We start from the raw sequence: 12,760 nt of genomic DNA, 5'->3' as shown, positions 1-12,760 counted from the left end.
GCTTTTGTCAACTTGATATTGAAAATAATCTAGTCTATTATAAAAATTAAACTTTTTTAATTTTATTCTAATTTAAACTATTATACAAGGTGATTACTCTTGGAAAATGAAGAAAATACCCATATTAAACTAAAAAGAAACATGGAGTCACGTCACCTGTTTATGATTTCTCTTGGCGGTGTCATTGGAACTGGATTATTTTTGAGCTCCGGTTATACGATTCACGAAGCAGGTCCAATTGGGACGATTTTGGCTTACGGAATAGGTGCTATCGTCGTCTATTTAGTCATGCTCTGTTTAGGTGAATTATCAGTTGCCATGCCAGAAACTGGTTCTTTTCACGTCTACGCTGATAAATATATCGGACCTGGAACTGGTTTTACAGTCGCAATTTTGTATTGGTTAACTTGGACTGTCGCTTTGGGATCTGAATTCACAGCGGCTGGATTAATTATGCAACAGTGGTTCCCTGGGTCTCCTACTTGGCTGTGGAGTGCTTTATTTATGGCAGTGATTTTTATTTCTAATGCTTTATCAGTCAAATTTTTTGCCGAGACAGAATTTTGGTTCTCTAGTATTAAAGTTATCGCCATTGTTTTATTCATTGTTGTTGGATTCTTGGCTATTTTTGGAATTATTCCTATCAAAGGGACAACTCATGCCCCACTATTCACGAATCTAGTCAAAGATGGACTGTTCCCCCGAGGCTTTAAAGCTGTTTTCACAACCATGTTAACTGTTAATTTCGCTTTCTCAGGGACAGAATTAATTGGTGTAACTGCTGGTGAAACTAAAGATCCTGGTAAAAATATTCCTAGAGCCATTCACACTACCTTATTGCGTTTAGTAATCTTTTTCATCGGTAGTATCGTTGTCATGTCAGCGTTGATTCCTTGGCAAAAGGCTGGTGTCAGTCAAAGTCCATTTGTCCTAGTCTTCAATAGTATCGGCTTGCCATTCGCCGGAGATTTGATGAATTTCGTTGTTTTAACGGCAATTTTGTCTGCTGCTAATTCAGGATTGTACGCTTCAACGAGAATGCTCTGGTCACTAGCTCATGAGGGGATGATTCCTATTAAATATGCCAAAACCAATTCTCGTAATGTTCCTATGCTAGCCCTCTGTTTGAGTATGCTCGGTGGAATTTTGGCTTTGGTTTCCAGTGTTGTCGCTGCTTCAACAGTTTATTTAGTCCTCGTTTCAATTTCCGGTCTAGCAGTAGTTATCGTTTGGATGGCAATCGCCTTATCTGAAATCAACTTTCGCAAACAATTTCTCAAAGATGGTCATAAGCTAAGCGAATTGAAATTCAAGACCCCTTGGTATCCAGTCGTTCCTTGGGCCGCTTTTATCATGAGTCTGTTATCTTGCGTCTTGATCGTCTTTGACCCCAATCAAAGATCAGCCCTCTTCTACATGATTCCTTTCTTAATTCTCTGTTATGGCGTTTATTATGGTAAAGAATATTTAAAAAAACGTCGAGTTGTAAATGATAATTAAAAGTTCAATAGTCACCAAAATTGTCTAAGCTACTGGAAAAAGGTTTAATATATAGGTATATGTAAAATTTGGGTTCTTTCTTAAGTTAGGTTAATTAGTGGTAAATTGCTGTCACTACCGACTAAATGATGTTTCGTTTTATTTATTTCAAATAATTAGAAGTAAAAAATAGAACAACTATCTAATCCGGAATACTGCATCTACTAAAACTTAGAAAAGACCCAATCTGGGAGAAAAGATATTTATGAATAAGAAAACTAAATTGGATCAAGAAACTCCAACAAAAAAAATTATTGATGATGTCGAAGAGGGTATTAATGATGCTGGTACAGTCTTCTCAACTGAAGCTGAACCATTAGAAAGTAACAGTAAGCAACTAGTTAGATACTTATTGTGGGGATTACTTTCAGTTATCGTCAATTTCGGAACCTTCTATATTTTGTACCACACTATCCATATGAACTATCAAGTTGCTAACATTATCGCTTGGTTCTTAGGGGTACAAGTCGGATTTTGGGTTGACCGTGTTATCGTCTTCCGTCACAAATCCAACTCGGCTTTCCAAGAAATGCTGGCTTTTTACGCAACCAGAATTTTAACTTTCCTAATTGAAACAGCTACGCTTTGGATTGGTATTTCCGTCCTTAGTGCTAACGGAACTGGTTCTAAACTAGTCGGACAATTTTTAGCCATCGTTGGAAATTACGTTCTATCTAAGTTCTTTATTTTTAAAAACAGACATTAAACAAAAAAACTTCAACAACGTTTGTAATAAACATTGTTGAAGTTTTTTAATTCAATGCAACTTTAGGTTCAATTTTACTCTTATTCAATAATACAGAACTAGTTACAACTGACAATGAACTGAAGGCCATTGCCAAACCTGCTAATTCAGGGCTCAAACTCAAGCCAACTGCAAAGAACAAGCCTGCAGCAACTGGAATTCCTAAGACGTTGTAAATGAAAGCCCAGAAGAGATTCAACTTGATACGATTGAAAGTCTTACGACTCAATTCTAGAGCTTTAGCAACGTCACGTAAGTCATTTTTCATCAAGACGATACCACCGGATTCGATAGCAATATCTGTACCTGAACCCATGGCAATTCCGACATCAGCCATTGTCAAAGCTGGAGCATCATTGATTCCATCACCAACGAAGGCAACTTTACCATCTTTTTGCAATGCTTGAACGTGATCAGCTTTGTCACCTGGTAAAACATCAGCGATAACTTCGTCGATTCCCACTTCTTTGGCAATTGCTTCGGCAACTCTTTGATTATCACCAGTCAACATGACAGTTCTCAATCCACGAGCTTTCAAAGTAGCAATAGCTTCTTTAGAAGTAGCTTTTGGAGCATCTTGAATGGCAATTAAACCAATAATCTTATTATCAACTCCAACGAAAACAACTGTTTTAGCTTCATTTTGAAGTTGAACCATTTTGTTTTGTAATTCTGAATCAATCTTTACATCGGATAACATTTTATCGTTACCAACAAAAGCTTTTTGATTATCAACCAAGGCTGTAACACCCTTACCTTCTACGGCTGAAAAATCAGTGGCAGTATTAGGTGAAATTTTTTCAATTTTAGCTTTGTCCATAATGGCTGTAGCTAGAGGATGTTCAGAAGACTCTTCCAAACTTGCGGCGATTGACAAAACTTGCTTTTCGTCACCAACGATATCAGTAACTTCTGGTTTACCATTTGTGATAGTACCAGTTTTATCCATAACGACAGTCTTTACATCGTTGACTTCTTCAAGAACTTCACCATTCTTGATCAAAATACCCATTTTGGCACCACGACCAGTTCCGACCATCAAGGCTGTTGGTGTGGCTAAACCTAGGGCACAAGGACAGGCAATTACAACTACAGAAACTGCAAAGATCAAAGCTTTAGCAATTGTAGCTCCTAAGAAAACATACCAAACTAAGAACGTTAAAATAGATAAAATCAAAACTGCTGGTACGAAAATCTCTGAAACTTTATCGGTTAAATTTTGAATTGGAGCGTGACTATTTTGGGCTTTTTTAACTAATTCAACGATTTGCGAAAGCATCGTATCGCTACCAACTTTTTCAGCTTTGAACATGAAAGTTCCGTTGCTATTGATAGTTGAACCGATAACCTTGTCACCAGTTTTCTTAGTAACAGGCATACTTTCACCGGTAACCATTGATTCGTCAACTGTTGAACTACCTTCAGTAATCACACCATCAACGGCAATTTTTTGACCGGGTTTAACTCTGATCAAATCACCTTCAACTACTTGGTCCAAAGGAATTTTAACTAATTTGCCATCACGCATGACTTCAGCTTCTTTAGCTTGCAAGTCGACTAATTTTTCAATGGCATTTGAGGCATTGTTACGCATTCTTTCTTCAAATACTTGACCCAACAAGACGAAAGTTATTACAAAAGCGGCACTTTCAAAGAAGACTGCTTGGCCAGTAAACATAGCATAAATACTGTAAATATAAGCTACTGCTGTACCAATTGCTACCAAAGTATCCATGTTTGAATGGTGCTTTTTAAATGAAGCCCAAGCACTTTGGAGGAAAGGTCTAGCAGCAACTGCCATAACGATAGTTGTTAGAACAAATTGAATCCATTCACTGCCGGGAACCATGATTCCAAAAGGCATCAAAATCATCCCGATCAACATTGGAATTGAAAATACCAATGCAATCCAAAATCTCTTAGTAATTGTCATTATGAAATCACGACCTTTCCTTTGAACATATCCATACCGCAACTAAATGTATATTCACCACTCTTATCAGTATCGACTGTAACGGTTTGGGTTTCATTTAGTGGTAGTTGCTTTTCGAAATTTAAATCTTTAGAGTGAACGACATCCAAACATCCTTGAGCATTCGTTCTCGTAAATGAAATTTCAGCGGGAACACCTTTCTTCAAATTGACTACTTCTGGTGAATAACCACCTGCTACTGTAACGTTAACTTTTTGTACCTTCTCAGCCATAATTGTTATCTCCTTATTTACTATTTAATAATTAATTTGCCGTGGAACATATCCATACCGCAAGCCCATTGGAATTCGCCGGGTTTAGAAGTATCGATGTTGATAGCTTCTTTTTGATTTTGTGGTAGTTCTTGATTAATTCCGAAATCGGAAAAGACTACTCGATCCAAACAACTGGAGGCATCTTTTCTGGTGAAATTCAACGTTGCTGGAACACCCTTCTTCAAAGTGATGACTTCTGGTGAATAACCACCACTAACCTCTACATCAACACTCTGCTTGTTATCGGCGACATCCGCTGTCTGGCTGGCAACTTCGTGATTGCCGAAGAACCACCAAAGAATGAAGCCAATAATTGCTAAACCTACGATCAAAACTAATATCTTTATCATTATCCTTTTCCCTCTTACTCGTTTACATTTGTAATCTACGGTTATTATATTAATCTTCGAGTTTACATTTGTCAACTAGATAAATTGGGAAATTAAAAAACAGTATCTATTTAGCGTGATATTTCTAAATAGATACTGTTTATTTTCCTGACAAAATATAATTCAAAATTTCCATAAATATACTCTGCAAACTGTTTTTAGCCGTGGTAAAAGTTCCTACATCTATTCCGGATAATTCTTCCTCACCAAAATATCGGTTTTCGATATACATATGATAAGCTAACTCAATTTGAATCGACTCGACTCGCTTGTTATCCCCATAATGCGGCGTAATGAAACCTCCAGAAAAAGGATGATTATTTGAAACGGTGTAACCTTTTTGATTGAGTTGTTTGGTTAAAAATTCTCTTAAATCTGTGCTCGAAGTAGCATCAAAATGATTACCCAAAACGACATCTTCAGTTTTTACATCTTCATGTGGATATTCAGCAAAACTATGCAAATCGAATAAATAAACTTTGTCGAATTTTTCTAATTTATGATCAATAAGTTCCTGCAACTTAGCGTGATATGGCCGATAAAATTGATTAATTCGTTGTTCAATCCCTTCATCAGTCAACTTAGTTTGATAAATTGGCTTTCCAAAAGTCGTCTGACTATAAACTATTTCGTAACGATAATCACCATTTACATCAGTCATCGACAAATCACGATTAGGATCAGCAATGTAACGATGAAGATTATTCTGAAGTACAGTGAATCCACTCTGTGGCAAAAAATCATAAAGCTCTGGCAGAAACCAGTCGACATTAGGACAAATTAAACCTGGCATCATTTTTGATTTGATATCTTCGGGAATAAAAGTTCCGCTGTGTGGTAAATCAATGATAATTGGCAATTCATCAGTCTCTCCATTATGGACAGTAAAATTTTTCATATCTTCTCCTCTAATCCCAATTTCCAAAAGCTATCTCGTTCAACTCATCATTACCACATTTGGGGCAATGCCAATACTTCTCTGGCTCTTTAACAAATTTTAATCTGGTTGCTCCAGGACTTCCTTTAGCAAAAGTTAGGCGTTTTAAAGTAGTCTGACAATATGGACAAGGATATTGTGGTTCAAATTCATCGGATCCATTTAATTGAAAGTAAAATTTATCAAATAAGTAAAAATCATTAGGACAAGCGTAAATTGCATGACCGTAATCTTCATTTATTTCATAGCCTTTTGTTAATAAATCCATTGTCTGATCAACAATCTTTGTATTATCAACTAAATCCAACAAGAATTGCTTATCTTTAAAAATATTTTCTGGAGAGTACAACATACCTATTCCTGTATTGGCCTTAATCCCATAGCCACATTTAGTGCAGTGCAAATCGTGAATTTCACCCATTTTTATCCCCTCCGAATTCTTGTTTTAAATTTTAAGTAAATATCCAATAGGACGCAACCAATATTATTCATTATCCTATTTTAATATTTCGCCGTTTTGCGAAAATAGAACTCCATTTTCCCTGTCCTATTTTAATATTTTGCCGTTTTGAAGAAATAGAACTCTGTTTTCCCTATCCTATTTTAATATTTTGAGGTTTTGCAAAAATAGAGCTACCAAATGGCAGCTCTATTTCTAAATATACTGTATTTTCAAATTTCCCATTGAAACCAATCCCGTTATTGTAACGGTAGGACTATCAGAAGAGATATTTTGCACACCGGCTTCTGAAATATTTCCCATATTATTATTGATTCCTTTGACAACATTCCAGTCACGGGGAATAAATAACTCAATATTGCCTAATGACACGTTTACTTTGATAGTTGCTGTATCATTAACGGCCACATGATCAAAATAAACTTTTGCGCTACCCAAATTGGCTTGAACATTTGCAGTATGAAAGTCATTCGAACGGACGTATCTTACACTATTGCCCATTTTTACAAAAACATCTACATCAGGACTATCAACAGTTTTCATATCATCGCTGTATTCATAGTAACTACCGAATGGCTTTTTTTCCCATTTTACTTGGCTTTTATAACGCATCCAAGGACGATGTTTGGCTAAAAATGGATTCAATATCACTGACAATCCAATACTTATCAGCAAGGCGGCACCTAAGATTGTCCAAGCAGATAAAGTCGCAATTCCTAAGGGTTTAGCGTATAAAATTGCTAAAAAAGCCAATGTAAAAACTGTCCCTGAAACAGAAAAGTAAACTAAACTTTTGATTAAAAAGAATACCAAAAATATCGTTGCGACAATTGTCCAAAAATTAAATGTGTATGTGATCAAATGTAACTGACTAGCAATCAATAAAGCGGCACTCAATAATAAAAACAAACCCCAAAAGATTCTATTTCTCATAATTAAACCTTCCTTTGATTCAATTTCAGCTTTAGCTTTTTTAGAAAGCGGCGGGAAGCATACATTTGTTTATAACTATCGCGAAACTGAATTAGATTTCCCATAACGGATTGAGTCAGAGATTTTACCTCATCAACATTTAAAATTGACGACTTAGAAACTCGCAAGAAATTATCCGGCAGATTTTCCTCTAACTCATACAACCGATAATGGATCAAAAAGGCGTTGTCTTTAGTATGAGCGTAAACATTTCGATCATTGGTCTCAAAAAATAAAATATCCTGTGTCGACAAAGAATAGACCGTATTATCCAAATAACCATTGATATTGTGCAATTTAGTATCAATATTTTGAAGATTACGTAAAATTTCAGCTACTTCTTCATCCTTTTTATTAGCTCGGATAATAATTTCTTTTTCTTGATACTCTGATGAAATATCTAACTTTATTTTCACATCCAACAACCCTTTCGTTAGAAGTATTACACCATTTTTAACTGTCAGTGTATAGGGTATTTGCTTGAGTGGTCAAAATATACCATTAAGCGGTTTATTATATCTTCACTCCTAAAAAGTTCTGAGCAAAAAAGGCAGCTTGTTCACGATTCAATTTCAATCCTCGCAAATAATTTTGGTCCACTTCAATCGTTTCAAAACGGCAATTACTCCAGTCAATGCCTTTTAATTTGGTATTCATCACAATCATCTCGTTGAGATCACAATTGTCAAAAATAACTTTACTTAGTTTATTGTCACTAAAACTGACGTCTTTCAAACTACTATTGTCAAAATTAACTACCTTGCAAGTCAATTGATTCAAATTAGCCAAATCCAAAATACAATTATTGAACTGAATATTGTTGAAGTAAGAACCATTGAAATCAGTTCCTAACATTTTACAGTTCTGGAATTTAACTCGAAACAAACTGGAATCAGTGATATGACAATTTGAGAGGTCACAATTTTTAAAAATAATATCGGTTAAATCACTTTTATCAAAATCGCAATCACTAAGGGTCACATGTTGAAATAAAGTCTGTTCAATCATCGGATGGGAAATCGTCTGTTTCTCTACTAATTCATCTTTGATCAAATAGTTGCTCAAAAAGTAATCTTCTTCATTGTAAATATCAAAGAAAGAACCTTTCGTTAGATAATCTTCATCAATTTTGGGTTGGTTCATAATATCCTCCAATTTATCTATTAGTAGGATAATAACAAAAAACAAAAGCTAAGACTAATTCTCATAAAACAGAATCAGTCTTAGCTTTATTTATTTACCAATAACTCGGTAAACATTACTCTTTCTAAAATACTTCTTATACCTTTCATCCAATTCTTCATCAGTTATCAAAACATCAACATCTTGGCAATTAGCCACAACGTAAGGTGATGTTTTTTTAGTGGTAAATTTATAATTTTGCGTTACTAAAATGATTTTTTTACTTCTTTGAACAGCCTTTTTTAAAATAGCGGCATCAGCTTTGCCCATTACGGTAATGTCACCTTCGTCAGTAATTCGTGAAGCACCGATAAAAGCAGCATCGAAAATATAATCATTCAAACGAACCAACGTATCCAATGATGAAGTGTAACGGTTTACTCGATCAACAATACCACCCAATAATTCAACTTTGGGCAAAGAATTTTCCATCAGATGTTCCGCGTTGTCAATTCCATGCGTCACAATGGTCGTATCTATTTGACCTAACAAATCACACAATTGAACCAACGTAGTCGAAGCACCAATAAAATACAATCTTCCCGGCAAAATATATGATGCTGCAATCTTTGCCATTTGAGTTTTGACTGGCGACAAAATTCGCTTGCGATTGAGAAATTCCGGTATTTCATTCTTTTGAGCTGCCATGATTCCACCGTGAACTCGAATTGCTTGACCAGTAGCTGTTAAATGCAAAATGTCACGTCTAGCTGTATCAAAAGCAATTTGAAAATGATCAGCAATCTGTTTGGTCGATAACCAATTTGTATCTTTTAATTTTTCTAAAATAAGTGCTTCTCTTTTTTCCTTTGGAATCATAAGCATCTTTCCTCTCACAGTAAAAACCAGTAGTCAGTTTCATTGAAGTAATCCGTCACTAATAGTCAAATTATGTTTTTTCGTTTTGCAAGTCAAACCATTTTCATTCATGATCCGTAATACTCGTTTGTGATTGACCGAATAGCCTCTTTTTTGCAGCTCCTTAGTGACACTACGATACCCATAACTATTATATTGCTTCTTTATATCTTTAATTATATCTAATAACTGTTCATCGCATTGCTTCTTTTGCGCAAAATAAAAATTTGTAGTATCTGCACTAGGAAGTAAATTTTTCAAATACGCTATCTCAATGCGCAAATTCTGATTCTCTTGTTCTAATTTATCAATAATTGTTTTCTCTTGAGAATTCCGTAAACTATGGCGTCCAAATAACGAAGTTTGTCCTGATTTATCCAAAATTTTCTGCCAATTGGCAATCGTCCCTGGATTACTAATGTCAAAATGCAAGGCTGTCTGTGAATAAGTTGCTTGATTCTCTTTTTTCCACTTCAAAACAGCTAATTTGAAATTACCATCATATTCATAACCAGGTCTTCTAACTTTTAAGCCTTCCGCGCCAAATTTTTTGTATCGATCAGTCCAATTGAAAATACTAAAATGATTAGCTACTCCATATTCTTCTTGTAACTCTGAAACATTTGTCCCAGCTAAATATTTTTTTACGATTTCTAATTTTGTCTCAAAATTAAATTTGGTCAAAGTAAAACCTCCTATAATCATTTTGACTATGGGAGGATCACTTCAAAGACCAACTACTTTTCTTTTACTTCAGCGACTTTATTATCATGGTCGACATGACTATCAAAACTAGTCAAAGAACTATATTCTTTCAAAACATCTTTAGAATTAGTTATCAAAACCATCGTCGTAGTATCTTTTTTAGCAGCTTTGATTTTATCAAAATCAGTTTTGACCAAGATTGTATCGTGATCAACCTTATCGCCGACTTTGACCATTGTCTCAAAAGGTTCACCTTTCAAATCAACTGTATCGATTCCGATATGAACCAAAACTTCCATTTTGCCAAATTTCAAACCGACAGCATGTTTTGTGGGAAATAGCTGGCTAACTTCACCAGCAACGGGACTATAAATATTGCCGTCATCAGGGATAACTCCGTAGCCTTCTCCCATTGCACCGCTAGAAAAAACAACATCATTAACATCTTTTAAATCAATTAATTTTCCCGAAACGGGTGCATAGAAATCTTTTTTCTTATTAAAACTAAATAAACTCATTTATTAATCCTCAATTCCTAGATAGTCTTCAACCTCTGGACCAATCGTCGAAACTTTAGTTCCATAAATAACTTGAACACCATTGCCATGGACAACTGTTCCGACAGCACCAGTTGATTTCAACAAGTTCTTCTTAACTATTTTGGGATCTTTGACACTAACTCTCAATCTAGTAGCACAAGCTTCTAAAGTACTGATATTATCTTTGCCACCTAATCCGTCAACAATCATAGCAGGGATTCCATCAGCATTAGCATCATTACTACCTTGAGCTTTCTTTTCTTCAACGTAGTCTGCTTTAGTGTGAAGTGTAGCTTCTTCTTCATCATCTTCACGACCAGGAGTCTTTAAGTTGAACTTCGTAATCGCAAACTTGAAGACGAAGTAATACAAAGCAAAGTAGAACAAAATCAATGGTACTAAGGCTATCCAATTTGTTCTAGCTTGACCAGGCAAGACACCGTATAAAATCATATCTAGTAAGCCACCGGAGAATGTGAAACCAACTCCAATCTTCAACAAGGAAACAAAGACTGCTGAAAAGGCGAACAAGACACAGTGAATGGCCCAGAATAAGAATGGTGATGCAAACAAAATAGTAAATTCAAGTGGTTCAGTAATACCTGTCAAAATAGATGTTAGTGAAGATGATAGTAACAATCCTTTGACATCTTTACGCTTACTCTTTTTAGCACAGTGGTACATAGCTAAGGCAGCAGCTGGGAAACCACCGATCATAACTGGAAATTCAAAAGCAAAGTATCTTGCTGCTTCCCAAGAAATTTTCGTTCCGGCACCCAATTGTGCAAAGACGATGTTTTGGGCACCGACAACTGTTTGACCTGCAATGTGAGCAGTACCACCAACAGCAGTTTGCCAAAATGGCAAATAGAAAACGTGATGTAATCCAAATGGAATCAAAGCTCTATAAACATAAGCATAGAAGAATGTTCCAATGTAACCTGATTTACCAATCAATGTACCCAATCCGGCAATACCCATGGCAATATATGGCCAGAACCATGCCATGAAGAATCCACCAAAGATACCAGCTAAAGCACCAGCGATAGGACTGAAGTGAGTTCCACCAAAGAATGAAATAGCATCAGGGAACTTAATACGATAGTACTTATTGTGTAGCCAAACACAGATCAAACCGATAAAAATACCACCGAAAACCCCTGTATTCATGGTATTAGTGAAGCCTAGCATATCTGTCAATAAACCACCGATTTTCTTTAATTTTGGTAGCTCTCCAAAATTGACAATAGCACTAGTCATTGTGGCATACATCATAAAGTAGCCGACTAAGGCTGACAATGCCGCAACACCTTTTTCACTTTTGGCTAAACCTAAAGCAACTGAAACAGAGAATAAAAGACCTAGATTATTAAAAATAACACTTCCACAATCATTGAAGATTGTTAATAGTCGATTCAAAAATGTTCCTTGTCCCAGAATCGCCTCTAAATGATACATTTTGATAAATGATTCACCTGTAAATGAAGCTCCGACCCCTAGAAAGAGTCCGGCAACAGGCAATAAAGCAATCGGAAGCATAAACGTTTTACCAACATTTTGCAATGCAGCAAAAGTTTTACTTCCACCTTTATTTTTTGACATAACAAAACCCTCTTTATATAAGACGGTCACTAGTAACCATTTTTGGCATGCCTTTCGTTAATTAACATTTGCAATCATAGCATCGTTTATGCCAAACGTTTTTAAAAATTAACAATTTCAGAAAATGGTATCAGTGTTTTTCAGCATTTGCTGTTTGAGAGTCAGTGATTAATGCGGACAAATGCGTATTTAAAAATACCGCCACTTAGCCCTTGCTATGGAACGCGTTCGACAGCTTATACTGATTTTGAAATCAGAAAGGTGGATGAAAATTATGTTTGCTTACATTGAAATTATTGATTCAGAAGAAAAAGTTTCATATGGATATTCTAATTTTTCATTTTCTAAAGGAGTTCTTTCAATTAGACCAATTAAAGGGATATTAGGTACTTCAACGCAAAACATTCCTATCAAAGAGATCACTAATATCAAAGAAGACACTTATTATGGTTGGAACCGAATTTCATTTAACTTTGCTAATAAAACTTATTCCTTCCTATACAGTGGCTACGGCGAATTTGATTATTTAAAGGAACACCTAATGGCTGAAATCATGGCTTAATCACAAAACTTAATTTTTGCCCT

The 12,760-nt window shown here is 35.5% G+C and carries 15 protein-coding genes; 3 read left to right on the top strand and 12 right to left on the bottom strand.

Features of this window, described 5'->3' with window-relative positions; translation table 11 throughout:
- Positions 1-141: 141 nt before the first annotated feature.
- Positions 142-1,500, top strand: a complete 1,359-nt coding sequence (locus tag FFM65_RS08730; protein WP_119317455.1) for an amino acid permease — start codon at positions 142-144, stop codon at positions 1,498-1,500.
- Positions 1,501-1,744: 244 nt separating this feature from the next.
- Positions 1,745-2,245 carry a GtrA family protein gene (locus FFM65_RS08725; RefSeq protein WP_119317055.1) on the top strand — a complete coding sequence of 167 codons (501 nt, stop codon included), beginning with the start codon at positions 1,745-1,747 and terminating at the stop codon, positions 2,243-2,245.
- Between the two features lie 46 nt (positions 2,246-2,291).
- Here FFM65_RS08725 and FFM65_RS08720 read toward each other — a convergent pair whose 3' ends face one another.
- The 12 genes from FFM65_RS08720 to FFM65_RS08665 form a co-directional block, all read right to left on the bottom strand.
- Entirely contained in the window at positions 2,292-4,217 is a 1,926-nt protein-coding gene (locus FFM65_RS08720) for a copper-translocating P-type ATPase (RefSeq protein ID WP_119317054.1), read from the bottom strand.
- Entirely contained in the window at positions 4,217-4,489 is a 273-nt protein-coding gene (locus FFM65_RS08715; RefSeq protein WP_119317053.1) for a cupredoxin domain-containing protein, read from the bottom strand. Before FFM65_RS08715 ends, FFM65_RS08720 begins: the two co-directional genes overlap by 1 nt.
- 20 nt (positions 4,490-4,509) lie before the next feature.
- On the bottom strand, positions 4,510-4,881 hold the full coding sequence (locus FFM65_RS08710; RefSeq protein WP_174795671.1) for a cupredoxin domain-containing protein: 372 nt from the start codon (positions 4,879-4,881) through the stop codon (positions 4,510-4,512).
- A gap of 139 nt (positions 4,882-5,020) precedes the next feature.
- On the bottom strand, positions 5,021-5,818 hold the full coding sequence (locus tag FFM65_RS08705; protein WP_119317052.1) for an N-formylglutamate amidohydrolase: 798 nt from the start codon (positions 5,816-5,818) through the stop codon (positions 5,021-5,023).
- A 10-nt stretch (positions 5,819-5,828) separates the two neighbouring features.
- Positions 5,829-6,278 (bottom strand): hypothetical protein, encoded by a 450-nt coding sequence (locus tag FFM65_RS08700; RefSeq protein ID WP_119317051.1) that lies wholly within the window; start codon positions 6,276-6,278, stop codon positions 5,829-5,831.
- Positions 6,279-6,512: 234 nt separating this feature from the next.
- Positions 6,513-7,250, bottom strand: a complete 738-nt coding sequence (locus FFM65_RS08695; protein ID WP_119317050.1) for a LiaF transmembrane domain-containing protein — start codon at positions 7,248-7,250, stop codon at positions 6,513-6,515.
- A 2-nt stretch (positions 7,251-7,252) separates the two neighbouring features.
- Entirely contained in the window at positions 7,253-7,705 is a 453-nt protein-coding gene (locus FFM65_RS08690; RefSeq protein ID WP_161936642.1) for a LytTR family DNA-binding domain-containing protein, read from the bottom strand.
- Positions 7,706-7,802: 97 nt separating this feature from the next.
- Entirely contained in the window at positions 7,803-8,432 is a 630-nt protein-coding gene (locus FFM65_RS08685; RefSeq protein ID WP_119317048.1) for a pentapeptide repeat-containing protein, read from the bottom strand.
- Between the two features lie 90 nt (positions 8,433-8,522).
- Complete coding sequence (locus FFM65_RS08680; protein WP_119317047.1) at positions 8,523-9,290, bottom strand: DeoR/GlpR family DNA-binding transcription regulator; 768 nt, start codon at positions 9,288-9,290, stop codon at positions 8,523-8,525.
- A 39-nt stretch (positions 9,291-9,329) separates the two neighbouring features.
- The gene (locus tag FFM65_RS08675; protein WP_162897848.1) at positions 9,330-10,013 is read right to left on the bottom strand and encodes an IS3 family transposase; all 684 of its coding nucleotides are present in this window, start codon (positions 10,011-10,013) and stop codon (positions 9,330-9,332) included.
- 53 nt (positions 10,014-10,066) lie between these two features.
- Positions 10,067-10,552, bottom strand: coding sequence for a PTS sugar transporter subunit IIA (locus tag FFM65_RS08670; protein ID WP_119317045.1), 486 nt, complete (start codon positions 10,550-10,552; stop codon positions 10,067-10,069).
- Positions 10,553-10,555: 3 nt separating this feature from the next.
- Positions 10,556-12,175: a PTS transporter subunit EIIC gene (locus FFM65_RS08665; RefSeq protein ID WP_119317044.1), complete on the bottom strand. Its 1,620-nt coding sequence runs from the start codon at positions 12,173-12,175 to the stop codon at positions 10,556-10,558.
- Between the two features lie 274 nt (positions 12,176-12,449).
- Between FFM65_RS08665 and FFM65_RS08660 the strand changes: the two genes are divergently transcribed.
- Complete coding sequence (locus tag FFM65_RS08660) at positions 12,450-12,737, top strand: hypothetical protein (protein WP_119317043.1); 288 nt, start codon at positions 12,450-12,452, stop codon at positions 12,735-12,737.
- The last annotated feature ends 23 nt before the right edge of the window (positions 12,738-12,760 follow it).

The organism is Companilactobacillus formosensis (assembly GCF_005405305.1).
GTDB classification, from domain to species: Bacteria; Bacillota; Bacilli; order Lactobacillales; family Lactobacillaceae; genus Companilactobacillus; species Companilactobacillus formosensis.
This window is presented reverse-complemented; position numbering and strand designations above follow the sequence as displayed.

Coding starts and splice junctions, on each gene's coding strand:
- FFM65_RS08670 (WP_119317045.1), bottom strand. CDS start 10,552: ATGAGTTTATTTAGTTTTAATAAGAAAAAAGATTTCTATGCACCCGTT.
- FFM65_RS08700 (WP_119317051.1), bottom strand. CDS start 6,278: ATGGGTGAAATTCACGATTTGCACTGCACTAAATGTGGCTATGGGATT.
- FFM65_RS08680 (WP_119317047.1), bottom strand. CDS start 9,290: ATGATTCCAAAGGAAAAAAGAGAAGCACTTATTTTAGAAAAATTAAAA.
- FFM65_RS08720 (WP_119317054.1), bottom strand. CDS start 4,217: ATGACAATTACTAAGAGATTTTGGATTGCATTGGTATTTTCAATTCCA.
- FFM65_RS08705 (WP_119317052.1), bottom strand. CDS start 5,818: ATGAAAAATTTTACTGTCCATAATGGAGAGACTGATGAATTGCCAATT.
- FFM65_RS08660 (WP_119317043.1), top strand. CDS start 12,450: ATGTTTGCTTACATTGAAATTATTGATTCAGAAGAAAAAGTTTCATAT.
- FFM65_RS08725 (WP_119317055.1), top strand. CDS start 1,745: ATGAATAAGAAAACTAAATTGGATCAAGAAACTCCAACAAAAAAAATT.
- FFM65_RS08710 (WP_174795671.1), bottom strand. CDS start 4,881: ATGATAAAGATATTAGTTTTGATCGTAGGTTTAGCAATTATTGGCTTC.
- FFM65_RS08695 (WP_119317050.1), bottom strand. CDS start 7,250: ATGAGAAATAGAATCTTTTGGGGTTTGTTTTTATTATTGAGTGCCGCT.
- FFM65_RS08715 (WP_119317053.1), bottom strand. CDS start 4,489: ATGGCTGAGAAGGTACAAAAAGTTAACGTTACAGTAGCAGGTGGTTAT.
- FFM65_RS08685 (WP_119317048.1), bottom strand. CDS start 8,432: ATGAACCAACCCAAAATTGATGAAGATTATCTAACGAAAGGTTCTTTC.
- FFM65_RS08665 (WP_119317044.1), bottom strand. CDS start 12,175: ATGTCAAAAAATAAAGGTGGAAGTAAAACTTTTGCTGCATTGCAAAAT.
- FFM65_RS08730 (WP_119317455.1), top strand. CDS start 142: ATGGAGTCACGTCACCTGTTTATGATTTCTCTTGGCGGTGTCATTGGA.